Genomic DNA, 25,717 nt, shown 5'->3' with positions numbered 1-25,717 from the left:
GGTTAGGAGGCCTTCCGTGCTGAGGCGAGGGCGCCTTCGACATCGGCCAGCAGTTCCTTCCAGCTGGCCACGAACTTATCCAGGCCCTCCGATTCCAGCAGGGCGACGACTTCGTTGTAGGAGACGCCGAGCTTTTCGAGCGCATCCAGGGTGGCGTTGGCGTCGGCGTAGGTGCCGGAAACGGTGTCACCCGTGACCACGCCGTGGTCGAAGGTGGCGTCCAGGGTCTTTTCCGGCATGGTGTTCACGACGCCGGGAGCAACCAGTTCGGTCACGTAGAGGGTGTCCGGGTAGGCCGGGTCCTTCACGCCGGTGGAGGCCCACAGCGGACGCTGGGGGAGCGCGCCGGCTTCGGCGAGGAGTGCCCAGCGTTCGGTGGCGAAGAGTTCCTCATACACCTGGTAGGCGAGGCGGGCGTTGGCCAGGCCGGCCTTGCCTTTGAGAGCCTTGGCTTCCTCCGTGCCGATTTTGTCGAGGCGCTTGTCGATTTCGCTGTCCACGCGGGAAACGAAGAAGGATGCCACGGAGTGGATCTTCGAGAGGTCGTGCCCGTTCTCCTTCGCCTGCTCCAGGCCCGCCTGGAAGGCGTTGATGACCGCGCGGTATCGCTCGAGGGAGAAAATCAGGGTCACGTTGACGCTGATGCCTTCGGCCAGTGTGGCGGTGATCGCTTCCAGGCCCTCGATGGTGGCCGGGATCTTGATCAGGACGTTGTCCTTGTTGACCTTCTTGTAGAGGTGCTTGGCCTCGTTGATGGTGCCGTTGGTGTCCCAGGCGAGGCGGGGGTCCACCTCGATGGAGACGCGGCCGTCAACACCCTTGGTGGCTGCCGCCACGGGGGCGAACAGGTCGCAGGCGTCGGCGACGTCAGTGGTGGTGATCTCGAAGATCGTCTCCTCCACGCTGGCGCCCGCTGCGGCCTTCGCAGCGATGGTGGCGTCGTAGTCGGTGCCGGCGGTGATCGCTGCGTGGAAGATGGACGGGTTGGTGGTCACGCCAACCACGTTCTTTTCTTCGATGAGCTTGCGGAGGGTGCCGGTTTCGAGGCGTCCTCGGGAAAGGTCATCGAGCCAGATGGAAACTCCGGCTTCGGAGAGCTGCTGGGTGGGAGTAGTCATGGTGGTTATCTCCTGGAAATCGTTGTTAGGCGTTCAGGCCTGCGAGGGAGTCCTTGGCTGCGGCGGCGACTGCCTCCGCGGTGATGCCGAACTCCTGGAAGAGGCGCTTGTAATCGGCTGAAGCGCCGTAGTGCTCAAGGCTGACGGAACGGCCGGCGTCGCCGACGAATTCCTTCCAGCCCAGGGAGAGGCCGGCCTCGACGGAGACGCGGGCCTTGACCGCAGCGGGCAGCACCGATTCACGGTAGGCGGCGTCCTGCTTGTTGAACCACTCGACGCAGGGCATCGAGACGACGCGGGCGGCGACGCCTTCGGCCTGCAGGGCTTCGCGTGCCTGGACGGCCAGCTGGACCTCGGAGCCGGTGGCGATCAGGATGACGTCAGCGGGGACGGTGGCGCCGTCCTTGGCTGCCTCGGCCAGGACGTAACCGCCCTTGGCGACGCCGGCAGCGGCACCGAACGTGTCGCCGTCGGCTGCTCCTTCGCCGCGCTCCCAGGTGGGGATGTTCTGGCGGGTGAGGACGATGCCGGCCGGGTTGCTGTGGTTCTCCAGCATGGTCTTCCAGGCCACGGCAACCTCATTGGGATCGCCGGGGCGGACCACGTCCAGGCCCACGATGGCGCGCAGCGAGGCGAGCTGTTCCACCGGCTGGTGGGTGGGGCCGTCCTCGCCGAGGCCGATGGAGTCGTGCGTCCAGACGTAGAGCGACGGAACGCCCATCAGGGCACCCAGGCGGATGGCGGGACGCTGGTAGTCGCTGAAGATCAGGAACGTGCCGGAGAACGCGCGGGTGTTGCCGTGCAGGCTGATGCCGTTGACGATCGACGCGGCAGCGTGTTCGCGGATGCCGAAGTGCAGCACGCGGCCGTAGGGGTTGCCCTTCCACGCATCGGTCTGCTTGGAAGCCGGGACGAACGACGGCGAACCCTCGATGGTGGTGTTGTTCGATTCGGCGAGGTCGGCGGAGCCGCCCCAGAGTTCGGGCATGACCGGGCCCAGAGCGTTGAGGACCTTGCCGGAAGCGGCGCGGGTGGAGACGTCCTTGCCGGCCGGGAAGACCGGAAGGGCGGCGTCGATGTCCGCGGGAAGTTCCCGGGCCTCGACACGCTGCAACAGCGCTGAACCTTCAGGGTTGGCGGCCTGCCAGGCGTTGAAGGACTCCTCCCATTCCTTGCGGGCTTCGGCGCCGCGGTCAACCACGGAGCGAGCGTGGGCCAGGACTTCCTGGTCCACGTCGAAGGACTTGGCGGGGTCGAAGCCCAGGACTTCCTTCAGGGCTGCAACTTCCTCGGCACCGAGGGCGGAACCGTGGATCTTGCCCGTGTTCTGCTTCTTGGGTGCCGGGTAGCCGATGATGGTGCGCAGCGAAATGATGGACGGCTTGGAGGTCTCGGACTTGGCGGCGCGCAAGGCCGAGTACAGCTCCTGGACGTCTTCCTTGTATTCGCCGGTCTTGGTCCAGTCCACCCGCTGGATGTGCCAGCCGTAGGCTTCGTAACGCTTCAGGACATCCTCGGTAAAGGCAATGTCGGTGTCGTCCTCGATGGAGATGTGGTTCTCGTCGTAGATGACCACAAGGTTGCCGAGTTCCTGGTGGCCGGCCAGCGAGGAAGCCTCGGACGTGACGCCTTCCTGCAGGTCGCCGTCGGATGCGATGACCCAGATGGTGTGGTCGAACGGGCTGGTGCCCGTTGCGGCATCGGCGTCGAACAGGCCGCGCTGGCGGCGCTGGGAGTACGCGAAGCCAACCGAGGACGCCAGGCCCTGGCCCAGGGGGCCTGTGGTGATCTCCACACCGGCGGTGTGCTTGTACTCGGGGTGGCCCGGGGTCAGTGAACCCCAGGTCCGCAGGGCTTCCAGGTCCTTGAGTTCCAGGCCGTAGCCGGAGAGGAACAGCTGGATGTACAGGGTCAGCGAGGTGTGGCCCGGGGACAGGACGAACCGGTCACGGCCCAGCCACTGCGGATCCCGCGGATCGTGGCGCATCAGCTTCTGGAACAGCAGGTACGCGGCCGGTGCAAGGCTCATCGCCGTACCGGGGTGTCCGTTGCCCACCTTCTCCACAGCATCCGCAGCCAGGACGCGGATGGTGTCAACAGCCTTCTGGTCCAGGCTGGTCCAGGACAGTTCTTGCTCTTCCAAATGTGGCACGAAAACCGGGCCCCTCTCTTTGCTGACGGCGCACGGCACACCCGGTCCGGTTATAGGCACGAAATGGGGCGCCCGCTGCGGTGTGTACCAGTCGCCGTCGAATGTTGGTCTCTCGTCCAGCCGCGAGTCGTGTGGGAATGCGTTTTCCACCGCGTTCCTGCCGCGTGCTGATCTGGTGACAGCTTAGCTCCATTCCAATCTTCCGGAGGCTGAAATCTCACCTTTTGGACGCAATTTCCCCTTTTATGAATAAGGCTGAAGTGAGGATGAGTTAATCTGCTCGAATCGGGCTGCGAGCGATCAAGTGCGCATATCAGCCGGGCTTTGGGCAGGTGGCGGCGCGGTATGATATTCGGAGGCCAATGCCGGGCGCCGGACCTTTTCAACCGCCCGCAGCTGCAATGCCAGATACAACTGCCACACAGAACGGGTGACTGCCACCGTGAGCACAACAGATACGCCGCTGAACGCTTCCCGGGCCTCCGGCCCAGGGTTTGCCCGTAAGGCCAAGGCGTATCTCGCCCTCACAAAACCGCGCGTCATTGAACTGCTGCTCGTGAGCACGCTCCCCACCATGATCTACGCAGAGCGGGGTTTCCCGTCCATCGGCCTGATCCTGGCCACGCTGGTAGGCGGTGCGTTCGCCGCGGGCAGCGCCGGCGCGTTCAACTGCTACATCGACCGCGACATCGACAAACTGATGGCCCGTACAGAAAACAGGCCCCTGGTCACCGGAGAAGTCACCCCGCGCGAAGCGCTGGTCTTTTCGTGGCTGCTGGGCGCTGCGGCCATCGCCATCCTGTGGTTTGGCGCCAACCCGCTGTCAGCCTGGCTCGGGCTTGGAGCCATCTTCTTCTATGTCGTGATCTACACGATCATCCTGAAGCGGCGCACGGCCCAGAACATCGTCTGGGGCGGAGCTGCCGGCTGCTTCCCGGTGCTGATTGCCTGGGCCGCCGTCACCAACTCCGTGGAATGGCCGGCCATCATCCTCTTCATGGTGATCTTCCTCTGGACACCGCCGCACTACTGGCCGCTGTCCATGCGCTACGGCGAGGACTACCGCAACGCCAAGGTGCCCATGCTTGGAGCCATCGCGGGCGCGAAGGTGGTGTCCGTCCAGGTGGTCCTGTACGCCTGGGCCATGGTGGCCTGTTCGCTGCTGATGGTTCCGGCCGGCGGCGCCGGGTGGGTCTACACAGTCACAGCCGTGCTCGCCGGCGCCTGGTTCCTCTACGAGTCGCATGCCCTCTACAACCGCGCTCAGCGTGAAGACATCCCGGATAAGCGGGCCATGAAGGTCTTCCACGGTTCCATCAGCTACCTCACCCTGCTGTTCATTGCCTTGGCCGTGGATCCCTTCATCGGACCTGCTGTCATCGGCGGCTAGACGCGCCCATTGTGCCGACGAACGGCCCGGACTTTCGAGTCCGGGCCGTTCGCCTTTTAAGCGCCGTTGCCAACCGTGGCGTCCCTGTGTCTGCGCAAGAACGCGAGGTGACTAATTTTGTCATATCCGTCACTTTAAGTGTCACTGGGCGTGACAACCTGCATACGGTGGACTGGATCTTTCCCGCGAAGTAAAGGAAATCCCATGACGCCCGGCCCAGCCACAACAACAGCCTCCAACCACAGCCCGCCCGGAGGACAGCGCGGCCGAGCCAACCGCTTCCGGCCTTTCCTGTCGAACCTGGGCGCTGACGTGCCCGCCTCCCTGGTCGTGTTCCTCGTGGCGCTGCCACTGTCCCTCGGAATCGCCGCTGCCTCCGGTGCGCCGATCATGGCCGGACTCATCGCCGCAGCCGTCGGCGGCATCGTCGCCGGCAGCCTGGGCGGCGCTCCGCTGCAAGTCAGCGGTCCAGCCGCCGGCCTGACCGTGATTGTCGCCGGCCTCGTCCAGGAATTCGGCTGGCAGGCCACCTGTGCCATCACCGCCGCTGCCGGCGTCGTACAACTCCTGCTCGGCGTGAGCCGGGTGGGGAGGGCTGCACTGGCGGTCTCCCCAGTGGTGGTCAAGGCGATGCTCGCCGGCATCGGCGTGACCATCATGGTCCAGCAGATCCATGTGCTGCTCGGCTCCGGCCCGGCAGGCTCCGCCATCGAAAACCTCGCCAACCTCCCGGCGGCCATCACCAACGTCGAGATCCATGCGGCTCTGCTTGGGCTCACGGTGGTGATCATCCTGGTGGCCTGGAAGCACTTGCCCGCCGCCGTACGGAAAATCCCCGGCCCGCTGGCCGCCGTTGCCGCCGTCACCGCGTTGTCAGTGCCGCTGGCGCCGGGAGTTGAACGGATCTCCTTCTCGGGCTCCATCCTGGACGCTGTGGCCTTGCCGGCACTGCCCGAAGGAAACTGGCGCGCCATAGCCTTCGCTGTCCTGTCAATGGCGCTCATTGCCAGTATCGAATCGCTCCTGTCAGCCGTCGCCGTGGACAAGATGCACTCCGGTCCGCGGACCAACCTCAACAAGGAGCTGATGGGCCAGGGAACGGCCAACATCCTCTCCGGTGCCCTGGGCGGCCTGCCGGTCACCGGCGTGATTGTCCGCAGCGCCACGAACGTGGAAGCAGGTGCCAAGTCACGGACTTCGGCCATCCTGCACGGTGTGTGGATCCTCATCTTCTCGGCCCTTTTCGCCGGCATGATCCAGCTCATTCCGCTCTCGGTGCTGGCGGGGCTGCTCCTGGTCATCGGGGCCAAGCTGATCAAGGTAGCGGACATCCGTACCAGCCGACGCACCGGTGACCTGCTGATCTACGTCGTGACCCTCTTCTGCGTCGTCTTCCTCAACCTGCTGGAGGGCGTGCTCATCGGCCTGGCCCTAGCGGCGGCCAGCGTGCTGTGGCGCGTCCTGCGCGCGGCCATCCGCGTGCACGAGCCGGTCTCGCCGTCGTCGGCCTGGCGCATCACCATCGCCGGATCGTGCAGCTTCTTCGCCCTGCCGCGCCTGAACCGCGTACTGCAATCGGTGCCCGCAGGGAACGCGGTAGTGGTTGAACTCAACGCCGATTACGTGGACCACGCGTTCCGTGAATCCTTGGTGGCCTGGCGCGACCAGTACCTGGCCGCCGGCGGCTCCGTCGAACTTGAGGAACACGGCAACACGCTGTTCCAGGACGCCGAGCACAGGGCACCGCAGCGGCAGGACGCACGCGAACTTCCGCTGCCGCCGCGCAACTCACGGACCGCGGACGGCGCTGACGACTGTGACCGGCGCGGCAGTGAACGGCTGCCGGCAGTCCTGGCGGGAATCAGCAAGTACCACCGGCGCTTCGCTGATCAGGTCCGTCCCCTGGTGGAGGACCTGGCCGAGCAGCAGCATCCGGATACGCTCTTCGTGGCGTGCGTCGATTCGAGGGTCAACCCCAACCTCATCACCAGCAGCGGCCCGGGTGATCTCCTGACCCTGCGCAACATCGGCAATGTGGTGTGCCATGACGGCCAGGACGCCTCCATTGACTCTGCGCTGTCGTTCGCGGTCAAGGGCCTTGAGGTGAACACCATCGTGGTGTGCGGGCACTCGAACTGTGGTGCCATGAAGGCCGTCATCGCCGATGCCGAAGGCGCGGGGAACCCGGGGCTGGGTACCGGGTTCGACGCCTGGCTGGAGCATGCCCGTCCCAGCTACCTCGAACTGCTGGCGGACCACCCCGTGGCGCGGGCCGCTGCTGAGGCGGGCTACTGCCGCCTCGACCAGCTGGGCATGGTCAATGTGGCAGTCCAGCTCAGCAAGCTCGACAACCATCCGGTGGTTGGCCCCGCCATCGCCGCCGGGGAGGTCCAGGCCACCGGGCTTTTCTACGACATCGCCACGGCCCGCGTGGTCCTGGTGACACCGCACGGCATCGAGTCCCTGGATCCGGCCCAAGCCCTGGTGCAAGCCACTGGCGCGGCAGCCGGCTGAGCGCAGACATCAACACACGTTAAAACGTGAGGGCGCCCCGGTCTGGAACCGGGGCGCCCTCGCGTTAAGGTTTTACTCCACCGGGCTCGACCGGGCCACGTCCCAGGCATTCGTGGCGGTGACCATCAGCAGCGCGGCTCCCAGCATGTGGGCGCCCACCAGCAGTGCAGGAATGCCGTTGTAATACTGGGTGAAACCGATGACCGCCTGCAGGACCGTGACCCCCAGCAGGCCGAACACAGCAGTCCGGAACGGACCGGCAATGCGGCGCATCAGCACCAGGACAAGCGCCACCAGGGAACCCGCAGTCACCAGGTAGGCCGGAACGGCGTGGATGTGCGAGAAAAGGTCCCAGTCCAGCCCGTTGCGTGGCGCGTCCGCGTCACCTGCGTGCGGTCCGGCTCCGGTGACTACAACACCCAGCATCACGGCCAGGGCGGAGAAAAGCGCGACGGCGGACGTCACCGGACGCAGGGTCCCCGGCAACGGACGCAGGGACAGCGTCATGTAACGCCCGGTGCGGCCATAGGCCCTGTTGACCAGCAGGGTGGCGAACACCACCAGGGCCATGGACACCAGGAAGTGCAGGCCCACCACCCACGGGTTGAGGCCGGTGAGGACGGTGATCCCGCCGATGACGGCCTGGGCGGGGATGCTGGCCAGGAGGCCGAGTGCCAGCAGGAAAAGGTCGCGGCGTTCCTTGCGGAGGTTCCACAGGTACACCAGCATGAGGGCCGCGACGGCGGCGAGGGCGAAGGTGAGGAGCCGGTTGCCGAACTCGATGAAGCCGTGAATGCCCATTTCCGCCGTGTTGACCAACGAGGTGTCGGTGCAGCGCGGCCAGGTGGGGCAGCCCAGGCCCGACGCCGTCAGCCGCACGGCGCCACCGGTCACCACCAGCAGTGTCTGCCCGATCAGGGAGGCCACAGCCAGGCGGCGCACTCTGGCGTCGACTGTGCGGGGAAGCCGCGCTGCCAGGCGGCCGGCGAACTGGGGGAGGCGCGAAGCCGTGCTCACGAATATCTCAATTCCACTTGAACCAACGGATGGCTGCTGCCCCGGCAATCGCCGTCCAGAGCACCAGGATGAGGGCGGCCCCGCCGTTCAGGGCGCCACGAAGGAAGGCGTCGCGAAGGGATTCACCCAATGCGCCGGAGGGCAGGAAGTGCACGATGGATTGTGCCAGGGCCGGAAGCCTGTCAGCCGGAATCACGATTCCTCCCATGGCTCCCAGCAGGATCCACAGCAGGTTGGTGATGGCCAGCGTTGCCTCCGGGCGGACGGTACCGGCAACCAGCAGGCCCAGTGACGTGAACGCTGCCGCACCCAGGACCAGCAGGACAAGGCCGGGCAGCCAGCCCGCAGCAACAGGCTGCCAGCCCAGGGCAAACGCTACTGCCGATACCACCACGATCTGCAGGCACAGCACCACCAGCACCGAGAGGACCTTGCCCGCAATCAGGCCGCCGCGGCCAAGGGGGGTAGTGGAGAGGAAGCGGAGCACGCCGTAGCGGCGGTCGAAGCCTGTTGCGATGCCCTGGCCGGTGAACGCCGTGGACATGGCGCACAGGGCCAGGATGCCCGGGACGGCCACGTTGACACGGCTCGGACCCAGGCCGTCAAGGAAAGGCGTGACGGTGAGGCCCACCAGGGCAAGCAGCGGCAGCACCACGGCAAGGATCAGCTGTTCACCGTTCCGCAGCATGGTGACGGCTTCATATTTGCCCTGCAGGAGCACGCGGCGAAGCAGGGGAGCGGGGTGCTGGCGGCGGCCGGCTGCTTCCGCCAGGCCGTTCCCGGGAGCGCTGCCAGCGGCAGTACCGGTCCCGTTCATCGAATGTCCTTTCCAGAGATGTCCAGGAAGACGTCTTCAAGGCTACGCGCCTGCAGGCTCATGGCGGCGGGCATGATGCCCTTCGCTTCCCACCAGGCAGCCAGTGCCGCGAGGTGTCCCGGCGTGAGTGCTCCGGTCACGGAATAGCTGCCTGCGCGGGTCTCGGCGACGGCGATGGAATCTGGGAGCACAGCGGAGACGTCCAGGCCGGGCTGCGCTTCGAACACCAGCGTCCGGACGTGGTCCGCCCCGCTGTCGAGGGCCGGTTCGCGCTGCAGGAGCTGCTGCACTGTGCCTTCGGCAACGTTGCGGCCGCCGTCGATGATGTAGACGTAGTCGGCCAGGCGCTGCGCATCGTCCATCAGGTGGGTGGTGAGGATGATGCCCATTCCGCTGCTGCGGAGCTCGGAGATGAGGTCGAAGACGAGGGCGCGGGACTGCGGGTCCAGCCCGGCGCTCGGTTCGTCGAGGAAGAGGACTTCGGGCCTGCCCACCAGGGCCGCCGCGAGGGCAAGCCGCTGTTTCTGTCCGCCGGACAGCCTCCGCACGCCGGTGCGGCTGAAGGTATCGATGCCCAGCCGCTCCACCAGGTCCTCCACGGGCCAGGGGTTCGCATACAGGCCGGCGATGTGCCGCAGCAGCGGCACAGGCTTGGCCGACGGCGGGAGCCCGCCGTCCTGGAGCATCACGCCGACGCGGGAGCGCAGGTCTGCCCCGGCAGAGGCAGGATCCTCGCCGAGGAGGCTGATGGTTCCGCCGCTGCGCCGCTGGAGGCCTTGCGCGCACTCAAGTGTGGTGGTCTTTCCGGCGCCGTTGGGTCCCAGCAGGGCCGTCACCTCGCCACGCCCGGCGATCAGCGAAACATCGCTGACCACCCTCAGCATCTTTCCGTCCAGGCTGGCCAGCGGGCCGACGTCCTTAACGAGTCCACTGATGGACAGGACGGGGGATTGGGGGGATCGCACCCCAGTATTCTACGGGATGTAGTACTTGCCGGTCCCCGCCGTACTGCCGGGGGGGAAGGTCAGCCTGCCCTTACTGGAGCCCGGGACTAAATTACGACATGATTGTGTTGTGTATTCCGTGAGCAATGCTACTGCTGTGCCTATCGCCGGGCACGGGGCCGCGCAGGCCCAGGAAGGGCGCGCCCAAACGGTGCCCGGTCCCGTGGCTGACGCCGATGAGCGCACCCGCGACCGCGTCCTCTCGGCTGTCCTGGAACACGGACCGGTCAGCGCAGCCGAGCTTGGCGACATGCTGGGATTCACGCCGGCGGCAGTCCGCCGGCACCTCGACCATTTATCCCGCGCCGGCATCATCGAAGTCAAGAGGGTGGCCAGGGCCGGAGCGGGCGCCGGACGCCCCGCACGCCGTTACGTCCTCAGTTCCGAAGGCCAGTCGAGCCTGGGCAACGACTACCTGGACATTGCCGCGCTGGCGCTCCAGCAGCTCCAGAAAGCCGCCGGACCGGACGCTGTCCGTGCCTTCGCCGAAGAGCGCTTCGCCGACATGGAACGGCGTTACGCCCCCGAAATCGACAAGGCAGGTCCGGACATCACTGACCGGGCCAGGGCTCTTGCCGAGGCACTTAGCCGGGACAACTTCGTTGCGTCCGCAGCCTCCATCGAGGCCAAGGCGCCACTGCCGGCCGCGCTGTCCAGCGTTCAGCTGTGCCAGGGCCACTGCCCCATCCAGCAACTCGCCGCCCGCTTCCCCGTGTTCTGCGACGTGGAAACCGAAGTGTTTTCACGGCTGGTGGGCGTCGACGTGCGCCGCCTGTCCACACTGGCCCGCGGCGGGCACGTCTGCACCACCCACATTCCCACAGGCAGGCTGTCTGCGCCCGGGCCCACAAGGCCTTCCGCAGCCCCCGCCAGCCTGAACGAAGTAACAAACCATCAGCAAGAAAGGCCGTGATGACGGACCAACTATCAGAGAAAGCAGTAGCCGAAAACACTGTGATCTCGGAGATTCTGGAAAAGAATCCCGAGCTCCACGGCATCGGCAACTACGAGTACGGCTGGGCTGACAAGAACGACGTCGGCGCCAACGCACGCCGTGGACTCGACGAAGAGGTAGTCCGCGACATCTCGGCTAAGAAGAGCGAGCCCGAGTGGATGCTGGACCTTCGCCTCAAGGGGCTGAAGTACTTCGACCGGAAGCCCATGCCCACCTGGGGTGCAGACCTCTCGGGCATCGACTTCGACAACATCAAGTACTTTGTGCGCTCCACGGAGAAGCAGGCCACCAGCTGGGAGGAACTGCCCGAGGACATCAAAAACACGTACGACAAGCTCGGCATCCCCGAGGCCGAAAAGCAGCGCCTGGTCTCCGGCGTCGCTGCCCAGTACGAGTCCGAGGTTGTGTACCACCAGCTGCGTGAGGACCTTGAGAAGCAGGGCGTCATCTTCCTGGACACCGACACGGCACTGAAGGAACACCCGGAAATCTTCCAGGAGTACTTCGGCACCATCATCCCGGTGGGCGACAACAAGTTCGCCTCACTCAACACGGCAGTCTGGTCCGGCGGTTCCTTCGTTTACGTCCCCAAGGGCGTTCACGTGGACATCCCGCTGCAGGCATACTTCCGCATCAACACCGAGAACATGGGCCAGTTCGAACGGACCCTGATCATCGCCGACGAGGACTCCTACGTCCACTACATCGAAGGCTGCACGGCGCCGATCTACACCTCGGATTCCCTGCACTCAGCCGTTGTGGAAATCGTGGTCAAGAAGGGCGCCCGCGTCCGGTACACCACTATCCAGAACTGGTCCAACAACGTGTACAACCTGGTGACCAAGCGCGCCGTCTGCGAAGCCGGCGGCACCATGGAATGGGTGGACGGCAACATCGGCTCCAAGGTGACCATGAAGTACCCGGCCGTGTACCTGGTGGGTGAGCACGCCAAGGGTGAAACCCTGTCCATCGCGTTCGCCGGTGAAGGCCAGCACCAGGACACAGGCTCGAAGATGGTCCACATCGCGCCCAACACCAAGAGCTCCATCATCTCCAAGTCGGTAGCCCGCGGCGGCGGCCGTGCAGCCTACCGCGGACTGGTCCAGGTCCGCGAAGGCGCCAAGCACTCCGCCAACACCGTGCGCTGTGACGCCCTGCTGGTGGACACCATTTCGCGGTCTGATACCTACCCCTACATCGACATCCGCGAGGACGATGTACAGCTGGGACACGAGGCAACTGTTTCGCGCGTCAGCGAGGAGCAGCTGTTCTACCTCATGTCCCGCGGCATGCCCGAGGACGAGGCCATGGCCATGATCGTGCGCGGCTTCATCGAGCCGATCGCCCGTGAGCTCCCCATGGAATACGCCCTCGAGCTCAACCGCCTCATCGAACTCCAGATGGAAGGATCCGTCGGTTAATGACTGCCGAAGCTACTACCGAAAAGGCCCGCATCGGCGCGCCGTCAATCGCCGGTTTCACTGAGGAAGGCGAACACCTGGTCGCCTCCAAGGTGGACCGCCACCACAGCCACGGAACGCAGGTCATGGCCTCCCGCGCGGAGCGCATCACCAGCCACGACGTTGCTGACTTCGCCATGCCCAACGGCCGCGAAGAGGAATGGCGCTTCACCCCGGTCCGCGAGCTTGCCAACCTGCTCTCGGACACGCCTTCGGACGCCGGTGCGCTCGGCGTCACCGTCGAAGGCCCGGAATCCTTCGTCCAGGGTGCCCTCCGCGCCGGCGAGGCCCCCCGCGGTGCCACGCTGGTCCCCGCGGACCGTGCCGCCGTCGTCGCTTCCGCGAATGTGGAGGAGGCCCAGCTGATCCGCATTCCCGCGGACGCCGAACTGGACCAGCCCATCCGCGTGGTCATGACCGGCAACGGCGCAGGCCGCCGCACCAACACGCACCACGTCATCGAGGCCGGCGCGAACAGCCGCGCCGTGGTGATCCTGGAGCACGACGGCTCCGCCGACCACAACGGCAACGTGGAGGTCTTCGTCCGCGAAGGCGCCAAGCTGACAGTGGTTTCCGTCCAGCTCTGGGAAGACGACGCGCGCCACCTGGCCCAGCACGACGCCGAGGTTTCCAAGGACGCTGTGTACAAGCACATTGCGGTGACCCTTGGCGGCAAGATCGTCCGGCTGAACTCCAACGTCCGGTTCGCCGGCGAGGGCGCCGATGCCGAACTCCTCGGCCTCTACTTCGCCGACGCGGGACAGCACCTGGAGCACCGTTCGTTCGTTGACCACAACCTGGCCAACTGCAAGTCGAACGTCCTCTACAAGGGCGCACTGCAGGGCAAGGGCGCACACACCGTCTGGGTGGGCGACGTCCTCATCCAGAAGCAGGCCGAAGGCACCGACTCCTACGAGAAGAACCAGAACCTGGTCCTGACCGACGGCTGCCGCGCGGACTCCGTGCCCAACCTCGAAATCGAGACCGGCCTGATCGAAGGTGCCGGCCACGCCAGCTCCACCGGCCGCTTCGACGACGAGCACCTGTTCTACCTGATGGCACGCGGCATCCCCGAGGATGTTGCCCGCCGCCTGGTGGTCCGCGGCTTCCTCAACGAGATCATCCAGCAGATCAAGGTCCCGGCACTCGAAGAGCGCCTGACCGAGGCTGTGGAACGCGAACTCGCGGCAACGGAAAACTAGACGGCAGGCAGGCAGGAACGCATGAGTGGTAAGCCCAAGGGCGAGCTGGTGTGCAGCGCCAACGACATCAAGGTCAAGCAGGCGCTGCGCATCCTGATCGACGACTACCCCGTGGCCGTGGTCAGGGATTCGATGGGTGACATCCACGCCATCGGCGACACCTGCTCGCACGCTGACATTTCGCTGTCCGAAGGCGACGTGGAAGGCTGCGCGATCGAATGCTGGGGCCACGGCTCGCAGTTCGACCTGCGCAGTGGGCAGCCACTCCAGCTTCCCGCCTACGAGCCCGTTCCGGTGTTCGCCATCGAGCTCGACGGCGACGACGTCTACGTGGATGTCACCAACGTTTTGAACGGCGCGGCAGTAAACAACTACTGAGCGCCCCGCAGCACAGACTTACGAACGAACAGAAAGAAGAGCATGTCAACTCTTGAGATCAAGGACCTGCACGTCAGCATTGAGACGGAGCAGGGCACCAAGGAGATCCTGAAGGGCGTCAGCCTCACCATCCGCACGGGTGAGACCCACGCCATCATGGGCCCCAACGGATCCGGCAAGTCCACCCTGGCCTCCACCATCGCAGGCCACCCCCGCTACACGGTCACCAGCGGTTCCATCACCCTGGACGGCGAAGACGTCCTGGAGATGAGCGTTGACGCGCGTGCCCGCGCCGGAGTCTTCCTGGCCATGCAGTACCCGGTGGAGGTTCCCGGCGTCACCATGACCAACTTCCTGCGCACCGCGAAGACCGCGATCGACGGCGAAGCACCCAAGCTGCGTACCTGGACCAAGGACGTCAAGGACGCCATGGGGAAGCTGCGCATCGACGCCGACTTTGCCGAGCGCAATGTCAACGAGGGCTTCTCCGGCGGTGAAAAGAAGCGCGTGGAGATCCTGCAGCTCGAACTCTTCAAGCCGAAGTTCGCCGTGCTGGACGAGACCGACTCCGGCCTGGACGTCGACGCGCTCAAGATCGTTTCCGAAGGCGTCAACCGCGCACACGCCGAGGGCAACATGGGCACGCTGCTCATCACCCACTACACCCGCATCCTGCGCTACATCAAGCCTGACTTCGTCCACGTCTTCGTTGACGGCCAGGTTGTCGAAGAAGGCGGCCCGGAACTGGCTGACCGCCTTGAAGAAGAGGGTTACGACCGCTACGCCAAGGGTGCCGGCACGGCCGCAGCTCCCGCAGCAGCACAGGCCTAGTTAGGACTTGCGATGACCGAAATCACGCCGGGCCGCACGGCCCTGGAAGACGTCGAGGAAGCGCTCAAGGACGTCATCGATCCCGAGCTTGGCGTCAACGTGGTGGACCTTGGGCTGCTGTACGGCCTGAAGTACTCCGATGACGACGGTGCGCTCCTGATCGACATGACGCTCACCACGGCGGCCTGCCCGCTCACCGATGTCCTCGAGGAACAGGTGGGCAAAGCCCTGGAAAGCGTTGTGGATGATTGGCGCCTGAACTGGGTCTGGATGCCGCCATGGGGTCCTGAGCGGATCACCGACGACGGCAAGGACCAGATGCGGGCCCTCGGCTTCAACATCTGAAAAACCTGAAGTACGACGACGGCCGGTCACCTTCTCCACGAAGGTGACCGGCCGTTGTGCTTGGGCTAAAGGGTGGGGGCGCTGAACGTGTCGCACTGCTTGATGTCGCCGGACTCGTAGCCACGGGCAAACCAGCGCTGGCGTTCCTCGCTGGAGCCGTGCGTCCAGCCCTCGGGGGAAACGCGTCCGGTGGCGGCCTTCTGGATGCGGTCGTCGCCCACGGAGGCGGCAGCGGAAAGGGCATCGTTGACGTCCTGCTGCTTCAACGGTTCCAGGTACGGCTGGCCGGTATCGGGGTTCGGCGTGGTGGAGGCGTACTTGGCCCACAGCCCGGCGTAGCAGTCGGCCTGCAGCTCTGTCCGGACGGAACCGGATTCCGGGCCCTGCGGATCCTGCTGGGCCCGGCCCAGGTCACCAAGGACATTCTGGATGTGGTGGCCGAACTCATGGGCCACCACGTACTCCTGTGCGAGCGGGCCGCCGGAGGAACCGAACCGGTCCACCAGCTCCTGGAAGAACCCCGGATCGAAGTAGGCGGTGGTGTCCGTGGGGCAATAGAAGGGGCCCACCTCGGACGTCGCTGCGCCGCACCCGGTATTGGTGCCGCCCGTGAAGATCACGGCTTCCGGCCGGGGGTACTGGACGTTGTACTGCTGCAGGTAGCCGGGCCAGAACGCGTTCAGGCTGTTGACCGTACCGGTGATCCGGCAGTCCAGCCTGGCGTCGGCATCGGCGCCGGTGCTGCAGGCAGGAGCGCTGCCCTGGGTTTGGGGTTCCGCTGTGCCTCCGCCGGCCAGGCCTTCCAGGAGTTGCGGGTTTACTCCAAGCAGCGCCGCGATGAGCAGGATAAGTCCGCCACCGATGCCGCCGCCGACTTTTACGCCGCGGCCCATGCCCCGCCGGTCCTGTACCTGGGACGGATCCAGCTGCACATTGTCATTGAAACTCATATCGTCACAATACCCGCGGATCGGCCACCCAATCAGGGCCGCCGGTAAAGTTGATCCGATGCCTTTCCTTGACCGAATCCAGCGCTGGGCCACCGAGCGTCCGCACGGCACAGCCGTGGCCGTCGCCGGCCGGCGGCTGTCCTGGGCCGAGCTGCGGGGCGGGGCGGCCGCCATGGTTCCGGAAACGAAATCGGTGACCACGCTGTGTGAAGCCAATTCCATCGATTTCGCAGTGAAGTTTGCCGCGGCCGTGGCCGGCGGACGCCAGTGCGCCGTGCTGGATCCTGCCTGGCCCGCTCACCTGCAGGAGGATATTGTCCGGCGCGTCGAGTCGTCAGCAGGACCGGCAGCGGTGGCTGCGGACGACCCCCTGGCCGACGGCCCGCCCGGCTCAACGTTCCTGATCGGCCTCACGTCCGGCACCACCTCCGTGCCGAAAGCGTTCACCCGGTCCCGGCGTTCGTGGCAGGAGTCGTTTGAAGCCTCCATCGAGTTTTTCGGCCTGCGCCAGGACGATGTGACCCTGGCTCCCGGCCCGCTGGCCGCCAGCCTGAACCTCTACGCCCTGGCCGAGTGCCTCTACGCCGGATCCGAATTCCAGACCCTGGAGCATTTCGACGTTGGCGACGTCCACGCAGCCATCACCCATGACCGCGTGACCCGCCTGGTGCTGGTGCCCACCATGCTGCGGATGCTGAGCGAACGCGGGCTGACCGGATGCGTGGACGCATCCGGGATCCGGACCATCGTCTGCGCCGGCTCCAAGCTTGATGCCAGGACCCTCGAAGCGGCCCGCCGCTGGGCTCCCAACGCCACCATCTACGAGTACTACGGCGCTTCGGAACTGAGCTTCGTCTCAGGTGCCGGCCTGTCCGCCAACCAGCCACCCGCCGTCGGAAGCACCTGCATAGGCCGGCCGTTTCCCGGCGCTGAGGTGCGCATCCTAGATGACGCAGGGCAACCGGTACCGGACAGCGGGTACGGGAATATCTGTGTGCGCAGCGGCATGGTCAGCAACGGCTACCTGTGGGGCGATGACGGCGAAGCCCTGCGGTCCTTCGGCGACTGGCACACCGTGGGAGACCAGGGTTACCTGGGCCCGGACGGGCTGCATATCCTGGGCCGCCGGGCTGACATGATCCTCACCGCGGGCCGGAATATCTACCCGCACGAGGTGGAGCTGGCCCTCTGCGCCGTGCCCGGCGTTTCCGCCGCCATCGCCGCCGGAATGCCCGACGACCTGCGCGGGCAGAAGGTGGTGGCCGGCGTCGTCCCTTCCCACGGCGGGATCACCGCAACGCAGCTCCGGTCTGGCCTGGAGGACATCCTGGCCAGGGACAAGCGACCGCTGCAGTACTTCGTGCTCGCCGAGCTTCCCGTCACGGACCGCGGCAAGGTCAGCCGCAGCCTGCTTCTGGACTGGATCACCCAGAGGGATCCACGGGTGAAGAGCCTTGGCAGCTGACCTTCTTCCGGCGGACCGCCAGCCCGTGATCATCGCGGCCCGCCGGACCCCTGTGTGCCGGACCAACGGCTCCCTGCGGACTGTGGGCGCCCATGAACTCCTGGCCCCGGTGCTCAGCAGCCTGCTCCACGAGACTGCTGCGGCACCCGGCGCCGTGACCGACGTCATCATCGGAAATGCGGTGGGCGGCGGCGGAAATGTTGCCCGGCTGGCCCTCCTGGACGCCGGGTTGCCCGTCAGTGTTCCGGGCATCACCGTGGACCGCCAGTGCGGATCCGGCCTGGACGCAATCGCCCTCGCCGCGCAGCTGGTGGCCGCCGGCGGAAACCCGCTTTATCTCGCGGGGGGAGTGGAGAGTACCAGCACCGCTCCTCTGCGCGCGCACAGGAAGTCCGACGGCGGCCCGGAGTTCTACGCCCGTGCCCAGTTCGTGCCGGCCAGTTTTGGCGACCCGGACATGGGCGTTGCCGCGGAGACGGTGGCCCGGCGGTACTGCATTACCCGGGACCGGCAGGACGCCTTTGCCCTCAGCAGCCACCGGAAGGCCCTTGAGGCCATGGCGGAGGGCCGCTATGAGCAGGAGATTGTTCCGCTCGCCGCGGCCGGCGGGACGGTAACGGCTGATGACGGCCCGAGGCGCGGGCTCACCCCTGCAGTCATGGGGCGGTTCCCCGCCGCGTTCGTTCCCGGAGGAACTGTCACCGCCGGAAACTCCTGCTTCGACGCGGACGCCGCGTCCGCCGTCGTCATGACCTCCCTGCAGCGGGCCCGCGACCTGGGTGCCGAGGACGGTCTCCTTGTGCTGGGCACCTGCACCGCCGGGGTGGAGCCGGACGTGCTGGGCGTGGGTGCCGCCGAGGCAGCACGGAAACTGCTCGCCACCCACGGTGTTGAGGCAGCCGGGCTGGACCTGGTGGAATTCAACGAGGCGTTCGCCTCCCAGACCCTCGCCTGCTTTGACGAGTTGGGCATTGATCCTGCCCGCGCCAATCTTGACGGTGGGGCGCTGGCCCTGGGGCACGCCTACGGTGCCTCCGGCGCCGTCCTAGTGACCAGGCTGCTCGCCCAGGCGCGGCGGGCGGGAAGGCCCGGGAGCCTCGGGCTGGCCATGATCAGCAGTGCCGGCGGCATGGGAACGGCGGCCCTGCTGCGCTACGGACACCTGGACTGACCAACAGTCCGTCCGCCGCTTAGTCCCCGGGGCCGTCGTCTTCAGCGTCTCCGAGCCCCCTGGCGGCGAGTGCCTCACCGGTCTGCCGGGCGTAGGCCACGGAGGTGATGAAGACCGGCAGGACCAGTGCCCGCGGGTTCCGCTCCAGCCCCCGGGCCCTTGCGGAATCCCTGACGTCGGCGAAGGTGCCGGCGATGTAGGGGATGCTGCGCAGCATGACCCCGATGGTGAGGGCGAACCGCTCCGGATCGGCTCCGAAACGTTGTAAAGGTGTGGCGGCCGCCACCACGCCGTCCAGGAGCCGCTGTACGGGCGTGGTTGCGGTCAGCAGGGACGCGGCCACCACGCAGACCAGGATGTTCAGGACGATCCTGCCCGCTGTGGGCGCACCGAGTTGCCACCACTGGAAGAGCCCGATCACCAGGAGTACCGGTAGCAGCGGCCGCACCGCGCGCCCCAGCCGCTTCGGCCCGGCTCCCGTCAGGAGGAACAGCCCGCACAGGGCAGCCAGCACCGCCAGGGAGACACGCCAGTCGACAATCAGGAAGGATGCCAAACCGCAGGCGAAGACCAGGAGGAATTTCAGGGCGAGGGGCCACCGGTGGATGAGGGAGTTGCCCGGCACATAGTTGGCCAGCAGGAACCCGTGGCCCCTCATGGCGCGGCCGGGTTGCGGTCCGGGCCAGCGGGATGCCGCGTCCCGTCCAGGCACAGGGCGCGGTAGAAGGCGACGGCGTCTGCCGGGGCGCCGTCAAACGCCACCGTTCCGTCCTCGACCACCAGGACCCGGTCCATGTCCAGGGCGAGCTCGAGGTCATGGGTGGACATGATGACCTGCTGTTCCAGTCCCGCCAGGGTGTGGCGCAACAGTTCGCGGTTCCTGAGATCCAGGAGCGTGGAGGGCTCATCGAGGACCAGCACCGCCGGCTCAACCGCCAGGACGGCCGCGAGCGCCATCAGCTGGCGTTCCCCGCCGGAGAGTTCGTAGATGCTTTGGTCGGCCAGGGGCAGCAGGCCAAGGCGTTCGAGCGCGGCTTCGGCCATGGCCTGCCGTTCGCGGCCGTTCCGGACAGAGCGGCGCAGCGACAGCTCAACATCTTCCCGGCCGGTTGGCATGACCAGCTGGGACAGCGGGTCGGTGAAGACGAAACCGACGCTCCGGCGGACTTTCCGGACAGCGCGGACTGTGTCGTCGCCGTCCACCGCCACCCTGCCCGCGGTTGGCTGGACGAGCCCGTTCATCAGGCGCAGCAGGGTGGATTTCCCGGAACCATTGGCACCGATGACGCCCACGCGGCGTTCCGCCAGGCGGAGGTTCACGCCGTCGAGGAGGACCTTTGGCACGGGGGAGTGGTCCGTGTCCACGGCGACTGTTACCTGGTCAAAGGTGACAACTGGCATTGGAGTTCTTCCTAGGCCTTGGCGGGCTGGACAGGCCGTTTGCTGGCGCGCGAGCGGCGGACCAGGAGGTCCGGGAAGGCGCGGTGAAGGGCAACGGCGATGCCGGCGGCGAGGATGTTCTTGATGATGTCTCCGGGGTAGAAGACGAGGTCGCTGAGGAAGGCCTGGCCGAGGGTGGCCTTGGTGTTAAGGGCGATGCCCGCGATGCCCAGGGTGTGGACGGTGAGGATGCTGGTGACAGTGGCGGCGAGGAAGAACCACAGCGCGCGGGCCTTGGTGGTGCGGCGGATCACGACGGTAGCCAGCCAGCCGACAAGTGCGGCAGCGATGGGGAACGCGATGATGTAGCCTGCGGACGGGCCGGCGAGGATGCCCAGGCCGCTGCGGCCCTGGCTGAAGATAGGCAGTCCGGCAAGGCCCAGGAGGGTGTAAAGGCCGACGGCGGCGAACCCCCTTCCGGGTCCGAGCACCAGGCCGGTCAGCATCACGGCGAGGGTCTGAAAGGTGATGGGCACGCCGAAGCCGTTGACGGCCAGGCCGGGTACCAGCGCGGCGCCGGCCACCAGTGCAGCGAAGACGCCGATGAGGCCCAGGTCTGTGGCGTTCCAGCGGCGGCGCTTGGAGGAAGGGCCGGAGGTGACGGCGGTGTCGGTGTTGCTCATGGCAGTCCTGTCGGGGTTGTACAAGCGGAATCTAATGTACTGCCGACGTTACTGGGACGGAACGGGGCCCATTTTGTAGGGGACCTACTAAAGGGTTGGCCAGGAGATTGGGGGCAGGGCACAACTGCGGGCAGAACCGCCTGATGAGCTGGCTTACGGGGACGCGGAAGGGACGGCATGTGGAGTGCCGTCCCTTCCTCCGGCCGCTCCTTAGTTAAGCGCCGGAGTATCAGCGGGAATGACTCCGGCCCCGTACAGATCCGCGGCAAGGTCGCGCAGAGCCCGGAGGGCCACCCGTTGAGTGAAGGGGCCGTACGACACCCGCGCTACGCCCAGTTCCTGGAGTTGGGCTGCCGGGAGCGCGCCTGGTGCGCCGATAATGGACAGCTTTCCACGGCCGAGGCCGTCGACGAGGGGTTCGATGACTTCCCGGGTCAGGGCACCTGGGACAAAGACCAGTGCCGCACCGGCGTCGAGGAAGGCACGGCCTCTGGCGATGGCGTCCTCGATGCTGTCCTTGACCGGCCGGTCCCCGGCACGGACCAGAGCATCGGTGCGGGCATTGAGCTGGAAGGGCACGCCCTCGTCAGCGGCAGCAGCCACGATTGCCTGAACCCGGGCAACGGCTTCATCAAAGGGCCGCAGCCTGTCTTCGACGTTGGCTCCGGCCACGCCGATCCCGATGGCCCGCCGGATGGTCTCGGCCGGGTCCTCGTAGCCGTCGTCGAGGTCTGCAGTGACAGGCAGGTCCACGGCGTCCACGATCCTTCTGACACCCTCCAAGGCAACATCCAAGGGCATGGTTCCGTCCGCGTAGCCCAGCGCGGCTGCGATCGAATGCCCTGCGGTGGCGATCGCCTTGGTCTCCGGGAGGCCAGCGACGGTTGCCGCGCTGATGGCATCCCACACGTTGACCACCTGGAGGATTTCCGGTGCTTCGTGAAGGGCTTTCAGCTGCTGTGCACGCTCTGCTGTGGTCGTTTCAGTCATTCGTGTTTCTTCCTCATCCATGGGGTAGGCACCATAACGTCATTGCAGTTCCTACCTACACACATGCGGAGGCCTCAAGGCAAGACAGGGGCAGGGGGCCTTGCTTCCACCGGCCGGCCCTTACGAGAGGTTTGCGGTGGCGTAGGCGGTCTTGTCCGCGTAGTTGTAGACCACTACGCTCCTGACCGGCACGGCCATGGCGGACCACATCCGGGCGTCGATGTCGATGCGTTGTTGCGGGCTGCCGCTGAGTGGACCCAGTTCGATCAGGGTGGAAGAGGAAAGGCCGGGTTGGCCGGTGCTGTCCGGAGCCAGGATCCCGGGGCTGAGCATGAGCCGGAGGTCGTCGCCAGCCCCGGTGGTGAAGCCGTCCAGCTGGAGGACTGTGCCCGAGGCAGCAACCCGGATGGTGGCCGTTCCCCGGGTAACGGCGGCCTGCGATTGGAACTGCCCGTGCATTGTGCGCGGCACAACGGAAGGGGCCGGACTCGGCGGCTGGGACAAACCCGGTGACGGCGATCGCTCAGCTGACTCCACCGATTCCGCTGGTACCGGCTCTGTGTAGGTACAGCCCGCAAGGCAGCCGGTGACGGCCAGCGCGACAAACACGCGTCTAAAAAGATCCATCAATTCCCCCCGGATGTGAGCCTAAACCATTGCATGGTTTGCTGGCGTGTGCTTGAGGCGATCTATGGCGGAAGAGCCGCAGTGCCGTCTTCCACCGTCTGCTGTGTTAGCAGGGCAAGATGGGAGTCATGAACCAACGGTTCGACGTAGAGACCCATGCGCGCCTGCTGACGGATCCAGCCCCGGACGTTGCGCCGTTTCCTCTACAGGCCTACAAGACAACTGCCGTGGTTCAGGCCGGAGCCGGCCCCGTTCGAAGTAATGGAATGAGCAGCACCGATGGTGGGGCGCCGGATGTAGCCGAACAGCGTGAGCCCTTGGCTTAACCGCCCGCAGCGGCTGCAGCGGTTCGGAAGAATAGCGTCATGGAATTCAACCGGCTCCTGCAGATCCGGCGCATTTTCGCCCAGCCGGAGGCGCTGGAATTGCCCCGTGGCCGCGAGATCGTCGCGCGCTGGCCGGACGCCGACGTCGTACCTGTCGAGAACCACTGGAACATCCCGGAGCTGCACGGCGACGAAACCAACGTGCCGCGGTGGTCCCGGATCAAGACCGAGGCCTTGGTCCTCGGAGTGAAGAAGTCCTTGACCGTGAAGCCCAACGGGCGCTCGGCAGACTTTATTGCCCCCTCCACGGCGAACGGGTGCGCCATGGCATGCGCCTATTGCTACGTTCCCCGCCACAAGGGGTACAGCAACCCGGTCACCGTCTTTGCCAACATCAACCAGATCGCCGCGGCACTCGAACGGCACGCCACCCGGCAGGGCATCAAGTTGGAACCCAACCAGTGCGACCCCGAACTCTGGGTCTACGACATCGGTGAAAACAGTGACTGCTCCGTGGATGCGCTGATCAGCGACAACGTGGAGGACCTGGTTGGGCTCTTCCGGGAACTGCCCACCGCCAAGCTGTCATTCGCCACGAAGTACGTCAACAGGGACCTCCTTAACTGGGACCACGGTGGCCACACCCGGATCCGGTTTTCGCTGATGCCCGCGCACCTGGCGAAGTCCATTGATGTCCGGACGTCCCCGGTTGCCGAACGCATTGCCGCAGTCAACGACTTCGTCGACGCCGGCTACGAGGTGCACGTCAATTTCTCACCGGTGGTGGTCACTGAGACCTGGCTTGATGACTGGCGTGAATTGCTTCAACAGCTCGATGCCGCCCTGACGCCTGCAGCCAAAGCGCAGCTTGCCGCAGAAGTGATCTTCCTGACCCACAATGAGGGGCTCCACAAGGTCAACCTCGGATGGCACCCGCAGGCGGAGAAGGTCCTCTGGCGTCCGGACCTGCAGGAGGCCAAGACCTCCTCCAACGGCTTCAGCAACGTCCGCTACCGCAGCGGAACCAAGGGCCGCTATGTACGGCAGCTGACGGCGCTGATCGAGGAGATCACTCCCTACTGCCGGGTCCGCTACGCCTTCTGATACCCCGGTCCGCGCCCGAAGGTCCGGTTTCCTTGGCATGGACGGTAGACTTGTCAAGGCCGTTCTCCGGCCACTCTGCCTCCAGCCCCCGCCATATCCTGTTGGGGCTGCGGCGTTCCCCGTTGTGAAAGGCCTTACCTTCTGTGATTACTGTCCAGGATCTTGAACTCCGCGCCGGTGCCCGGCTCCTGATGGATCAGGTGAGCTTCCGCATCGATAAGGGCGACAAGATTGGCCTGGTGGGACGCAACGGAGCCGGCAAGACCACGCTCACACGTGTCCTGGCAGGCGAAGGGCTTCCCGCTGCCGGCAAGGTGACCCGCAGCGGCGAGATCGGCTACCTGCCGCAGGACCCGCGCACCCCGGACATGGAGCAGCTGGCGCGTGACCGGATCCTCTCCGCCCGCGGCCTGGACATCGTCGTCGGAAAACTCCGCAAGGCCCATGACGAGATGGCCAGCGAGGACGCTGCCGTGCAGCAGAAGGCCATGAACCGGTACGACCGGCTGGAGTCCGAGTTCCTGGCGGCGGGCGGCTACGCCGCGGAGGCCGAAGCCGCATCCATCTGCTCGAACCTCGCGCTGCCCGACCGCCTGCTGAACCAGCCGCTCAAGACACTTTCCGGAGGCCAGCGCCGCCGCGTGGAACTGGCCCGGATCCTCTACTCGGATGCCGAGACCATGCTCCTCGACGAGCCCACCAACCACCTCGACGCCGACTCCATCGCCTGGCTTCGCGACTTCCTGAAGAACCACCAGGGCGGGCTCATCGTCATCAGCCACGACACCGAACTCCTCGAAGCCACCGTCAACAAGGTCTTCCTGCTGGACGCCAACCGGGCCCAGATCGATTTCTACAACATGGACTGGAAACGGTACCTCACCCAGCGCGAAACGGATGAGCGCGCCCGCAAGCGGGAACGCGCGAACGCCGAGAAGAAGGCCCAGGTCCTCTTCGACCAGGCCAACAAGATGCGGGCGAAGGCTACCAAAGCCGTGGCCGCGCAGAACATGGCCAAGCGCGCCGAGCGGCTCCTCAGCGGCCTCGAAGCCGTCCGCGAGAACGACCGCGTGGCCGCCCTGCGTTTCCCGGATCCGTCGCCGTGCGGCAAGACCCCGCTCACCGCGGACGGGCTCAGCAAGTCCTATGGCTCCCTGGAGATCTTCACGGACGTGGACCTCGCTATCGACCGCGGCTCCAAGGTGGTCATCCTCGGCCTCAACGGTGCCGGCAAGACTACCCTGCTGCGGATGCTCGCCGGCGTAGACCAGCCGGACACCGGGGAAATCGTACCGGGGCACGGGCTCAAGGTGGGCTACTACGCCCAGGAACACGAGACCCTCGACGTCAACCGCACCGTCCTGGAGAACATGCGCTCGTCCGCGCCCGACATGAAGGATGCCGAGGTCCGCGGCATCCTGGGGTCATTCCTCTTCTCCGGAGACGACGTCGACAAGCCGGCCGGAGTCCTGTCCGGCGGTGAGAAGACCCGCCTCGCACTGGCCACCATCGTGGCGTCCAGCGCCAACGTCCTGCTCCTCGACGAACCCACCAACAACCTGGACCCCGCCAGCCGCGCGGAAATCCTCGGTGCGCTCCGGAACTACACCGGCGCCGTCGTCCTCGTCAGCCACGATGAAGGCGCCGTTGAAGCGCTGAACCCCGAACGCGTCGTGCTGCTGCCCGACGGCGTCGAGGACCACTGGAACGAGGACTACCTGGACCTGATCACGCTGGCCTAGCTGTACTGCCCAGGGACGTTGGTTTGGTGAATGTGATGACTCGCTGGAGTTGTTGAGCCAAAGGTGAGGACCTCCGGTTGCACAGTGGAGTTGCTT

The 25,717-nt window shown here is 66.0% G+C and carries 23 protein-coding genes; 12 read left to right on the top strand and 11 right to left on the bottom strand.

Annotated features, from left to right (window positions below; all coding sequences use genetic code 11):
• Window positions 1-2 precede the first annotated feature (2 nt).
• Both tal and tkt read right to left on the bottom strand, forming a co-directional pair.
• A complete protein-coding gene (tal, locus tag ACFV4R_RS16205) occupies window positions 3-1,118 on the bottom strand; it encodes a transaldolase (protein WP_377203490.1) in 1,116 nt (371 codons plus the stop codon).
• Between the two features lie 25 nt (window positions 1,119-1,143).
• A complete protein-coding gene (tkt, locus tag ACFV4R_RS16200; protein ID WP_377203514.1) occupies window positions 1,144-3,261 on the bottom strand; it encodes a transketolase in 2,118 nt (705 codons plus the stop codon).
• 439 nt (window positions 3,262-3,700) lie between these two features.
• Between tkt and ACFV4R_RS16195 the strand changes: the two genes are divergently transcribed.
• Both ACFV4R_RS16195 and ACFV4R_RS16190 read left to right on the top strand, forming a co-directional pair.
• Window positions 3,701-4,660, top strand: a complete 960-nt coding sequence (locus ACFV4R_RS16195) for a heme o synthase (protein ID WP_056078992.1) — start codon at window positions 3,701-3,703, stop codon at window positions 4,658-4,660.
• A gap of 204 nt (window positions 4,661-4,864) precedes the next feature.
• Window positions 4,865-7,174, top strand: a complete 2,310-nt coding sequence (locus ACFV4R_RS16190) for a SulP family inorganic anion transporter (protein ID WP_377203491.1) — start codon at window positions 4,865-4,867, stop codon at window positions 7,172-7,174.
• A 72-nt stretch (window positions 7,175-7,246) separates the two neighbouring features.
• Here the strand turns inward: ACFV4R_RS16190 and ACFV4R_RS16185 are convergent, their stop codons facing one another.
• The 3 genes from ACFV4R_RS16185 to ACFV4R_RS16175 are packed head-to-tail and all read right to left on the bottom strand — an operon-like array spanning window position 7,247 to window position 9,973.
• Window positions 7,247-8,191 (bottom strand): heme A synthase, encoded by a 945-nt coding sequence (locus ACFV4R_RS16185; protein ID WP_377203492.1) that lies wholly within the window; start codon window positions 8,189-8,191, stop codon window positions 7,247-7,249.
• Between the two features lie 7 nt (window positions 8,192-8,198).
• Entirely contained in the window at window positions 8,199-9,008 is an 810-nt protein-coding gene (locus ACFV4R_RS16180) for an ABC transporter permease (protein WP_377203493.1), read from the bottom strand.
• Window positions 9,005-9,973, bottom strand: a complete 969-nt coding sequence (locus tag ACFV4R_RS16175) for an ABC transporter ATP-binding protein (protein ID WP_377203494.1) — start codon at window positions 9,971-9,973, stop codon at window positions 9,005-9,007. Before ACFV4R_RS16175 ends, ACFV4R_RS16180 begins: the two co-directional genes overlap by 4 nt.
• A 109-nt stretch (window positions 9,974-10,082) precedes the next feature.
• Here ACFV4R_RS16175 and ACFV4R_RS16170 point away from each other — a divergent pair, with 109 nt between their 5' ends.
• From ACFV4R_RS16170 to ACFV4R_RS16145, 6 genes are read left to right on the top strand one after another with little or no spacing between them, the layout of a single operon-like run.
• Window positions 10,083-10,925, top strand: coding sequence for a helix-turn-helix transcriptional regulator (locus tag ACFV4R_RS16170; RefSeq protein WP_377203495.1), 843 nt, complete (start codon window positions 10,083-10,085; stop codon window positions 10,923-10,925).
• Window positions 10,925-12,388 carry a Fe-S cluster assembly protein SufB gene (gene sufB / locus ACFV4R_RS16165; protein WP_015937041.1) on the top strand — a complete coding sequence of 488 codons (1,464 nt, stop codon included), beginning with the start codon at window positions 10,925-10,927 and terminating at the stop codon, window positions 12,386-12,388. Before ACFV4R_RS16170 ends, sufB begins: the two co-directional genes overlap by 1 nt.
• Complete coding sequence (gene sufD / locus ACFV4R_RS16160) at window positions 12,388-13,629, top strand: Fe-S cluster assembly protein SufD (protein ID WP_377203496.1); 1,242 nt, start codon at window positions 12,388-12,390, stop codon at window positions 13,627-13,629. Before sufB ends, sufD begins: the two co-directional genes overlap by 1 nt.
• Window positions 13,630-13,650: 21 nt before the next feature.
• A complete protein-coding gene (locus tag ACFV4R_RS16155) occupies window positions 13,651-14,007 on the top strand; it encodes a non-heme iron oxygenase ferredoxin subunit (RefSeq protein ID WP_377203497.1) in 357 nt (118 codons plus the stop codon).
• Window positions 14,008-14,049: 42 nt separating this feature from the next.
• Window positions 14,050-14,838, top strand: a complete 789-nt coding sequence (sufC, locus tag ACFV4R_RS16150) for a Fe-S cluster assembly ATPase SufC (protein ID WP_015937044.1) — start codon at window positions 14,050-14,052, stop codon at window positions 14,836-14,838.
• Window positions 14,839-14,850: 12 nt separating this feature from the next.
• Window positions 14,851-15,183, top strand: coding sequence for a metal-sulfur cluster assembly factor (locus tag ACFV4R_RS16145; protein ID WP_015937045.1), 333 nt, complete (start codon window positions 14,851-14,853; stop codon window positions 15,181-15,183).
• A 65-nt stretch (window positions 15,184-15,248) separates the two neighbouring features.
• On the opposite strand, the gene ACFV4R_RS16140 is transcribed toward ACFV4R_RS16145, so the two are convergent.
• Window positions 15,249-16,133 carry a neutral zinc metallopeptidase gene (locus ACFV4R_RS16140; protein WP_377203498.1) on the bottom strand — a complete coding sequence of 295 codons (885 nt, stop codon included), beginning with the start codon at window positions 16,131-16,133 and terminating at the stop codon, window positions 15,249-15,251.
• A gap of 58 nt (window positions 16,134-16,191) precedes the next feature.
• Between ACFV4R_RS16140 and ACFV4R_RS16135 the strand changes: the two genes are divergently transcribed.
• Together ACFV4R_RS16135 and ACFV4R_RS16130 are read left to right on the top strand one after the other, a co-directional pair.
• Entirely contained in the window at window positions 16,192-17,598 is a 1,407-nt protein-coding gene (locus ACFV4R_RS16135; RefSeq protein ID WP_377203499.1) for a class I adenylate-forming enzyme family protein, read from the top strand.
• Window positions 17,588-18,769: a thiolase family protein gene (locus ACFV4R_RS16130; protein WP_377203500.1), complete on the top strand. Its 1,182-nt coding sequence runs from the start codon at window positions 17,588-17,590 to the stop codon at window positions 18,767-18,769. The genes ACFV4R_RS16135 and ACFV4R_RS16130 overlap by 11 nt, the downstream gene beginning before the upstream one ends.
• A 19-nt stretch (window positions 18,770-18,788) precedes the next feature.
• On the opposite strand, the gene ACFV4R_RS16125 is transcribed toward ACFV4R_RS16130, so the two are convergent.
• The 5 genes from ACFV4R_RS16125 to ACFV4R_RS16105 form a co-directional block, all read right to left on the bottom strand.
• On the bottom strand, window positions 18,789-19,427 hold the full coding sequence (locus ACFV4R_RS16125; protein WP_377203501.1) for an energy-coupling factor transporter transmembrane component T family protein: 639 nt from the start codon (window positions 19,425-19,427) through the stop codon (window positions 18,789-18,791).
• Window positions 19,424-20,170 (bottom strand): energy-coupling factor ABC transporter ATP-binding protein, encoded by a 747-nt coding sequence (locus ACFV4R_RS16120; protein ID WP_377203502.1) that lies wholly within the window; start codon window positions 20,168-20,170, stop codon window positions 19,424-19,426. Before ACFV4R_RS16120 ends, ACFV4R_RS16125 begins: the two co-directional genes overlap by 4 nt.
• Before the next feature lie 11 nt (window positions 20,171-20,181).
• Window positions 20,182-20,832 (bottom strand): biotin transporter BioY, encoded by a 651-nt coding sequence (locus ACFV4R_RS16115; protein ID WP_377203503.1) that lies wholly within the window; start codon window positions 20,830-20,832, stop codon window positions 20,182-20,184.
• 210 nt (window positions 20,833-21,042) lie between these two features.
• On the bottom strand, window positions 21,043-21,822 hold the full coding sequence (locus ACFV4R_RS16110; protein WP_377203504.1) for an isocitrate lyase/phosphoenolpyruvate mutase family protein: 780 nt from the start codon (window positions 21,820-21,822) through the stop codon (window positions 21,043-21,045).
• A 120-nt stretch (window positions 21,823-21,942) separates the two neighbouring features.
• Window positions 21,943-22,293, bottom strand: coding sequence for a DM13 domain-containing protein (locus tag ACFV4R_RS16105; RefSeq protein ID WP_377203505.1), 351 nt, complete (start codon window positions 22,291-22,293; stop codon window positions 21,943-21,945).
• A 521-nt stretch (window positions 22,294-22,814) separates the two neighbouring features.
• Between ACFV4R_RS16105 and ACFV4R_RS16100 the strand changes: the two genes are divergently transcribed.
• Window positions 22,815-23,879, top strand: a complete 1,065-nt coding sequence (locus tag ACFV4R_RS16100; RefSeq protein ID WP_377203506.1) for a spore photoproduct lyase family protein — start codon at window positions 22,815-22,817, stop codon at window positions 23,877-23,879.
• A gap of 143 nt (window positions 23,880-24,022) precedes the next feature.
• On the top strand, window positions 24,023-25,621 hold the full coding sequence (locus tag ACFV4R_RS16095) for an ABC-F family ATP-binding cassette domain-containing protein (RefSeq protein ID WP_015937054.1): 1,599 nt from the start codon (window positions 24,023-24,025) through the stop codon (window positions 25,619-25,621).
• The last annotated feature ends 96 nt before the right edge of the window (window positions 25,622-25,717 follow it).

This window comes from Pseudarthrobacter sp. NPDC059871 (assembly GCF_042731175.1).
In the GTDB taxonomy this organism is placed as follows: domain Bacteria; phylum Actinomycetota; class Actinomycetes; order Actinomycetales; family Micrococcaceae; genus Arthrobacter.
Note: the sequence above shows the minus strand (reverse complement) of the source record. Positions and strands in the feature narration are given on the sequence as shown.

Coding starts and splice junctions, on each gene's coding strand:
- tal (WP_377203490.1), bottom strand. CDS start 1,118: ATGACTACTCCCACCCAGCAGCTCTCCGAAGCCGGAGTTTCCATCTGG.
- ACFV4R_RS16190 (WP_377203491.1), top strand. CDS start 4,865: ATGACGCCCGGCCCAGCCACAACAACAGCCTCCAACCACAGCCCGCCC.
- ACFV4R_RS16180 (WP_377203493.1), bottom strand. CDS start 9,008: ATGAACGGGACCGGTACTGCCGCTGGCAGCGCTCCCGGGAACGGCCTG.
- sufB (WP_015937041.1), top strand. CDS start 10,925: ATGACGGACCAACTATCAGAGAAAGCAGTAGCCGAAAACACTGTGATC.
- sufD (WP_377203496.1), top strand. CDS start 12,388: ATGACTGCCGAAGCTACTACCGAAAAGGCCCGCATCGGCGCGCCGTCA.
- ACFV4R_RS16155 (WP_377203497.1), top strand. CDS start 13,651: ATGAGTGGTAAGCCCAAGGGCGAGCTGGTGTGCAGCGCCAACGACATC.
- sufC (WP_015937044.1), top strand. CDS start 14,050: ATGTCAACTCTTGAGATCAAGGACCTGCACGTCAGCATTGAGACGGAG.
- ACFV4R_RS16145 (WP_015937045.1), top strand. CDS start 14,851: ATGACCGAAATCACGCCGGGCCGCACGGCCCTGGAAGACGTCGAGGAA.
- ACFV4R_RS16140 (WP_377203498.1), bottom strand. CDS start 16,133: ATGAGTTTCAATGACAATGTGCAGCTGGATCCGTCCCAGGTACAGGAC.
- ACFV4R_RS16135 (WP_377203499.1), top strand. CDS start 16,192: ATGCCTTTCCTTGACCGAATCCAGCGCTGGGCCACCGAGCGTCCGCAC.
- ACFV4R_RS16125 (WP_377203501.1), bottom strand. CDS start 19,427: ATGAGGGGCCACGGGTTCCTGCTGGCCAACTATGTGCCGGGCAACTCC.
- ACFV4R_RS16120 (WP_377203502.1), bottom strand. CDS start 20,170: ATGCCAGTTGTCACCTTTGACCAGGTAACAGTCGCCGTGGACACGGAC.
- ACFV4R_RS16115 (WP_377203503.1), bottom strand. CDS start 20,832: ATGAGCAACACCGACACCGCCGTCACCTCCGGCCCTTCCTCCAAGCGC.
- ACFV4R_RS16110 (WP_377203504.1), bottom strand. CDS start 21,822: ATGACTGAAACGACCACAGCAGAGCGTGCACAGCAGCTGAAAGCCCTT.
- ACFV4R_RS16100 (WP_377203506.1), top strand. CDS start 22,815: ATGGAATTCAACCGGCTCCTGCAGATCCGGCGCATTTTCGCCCAGCCG.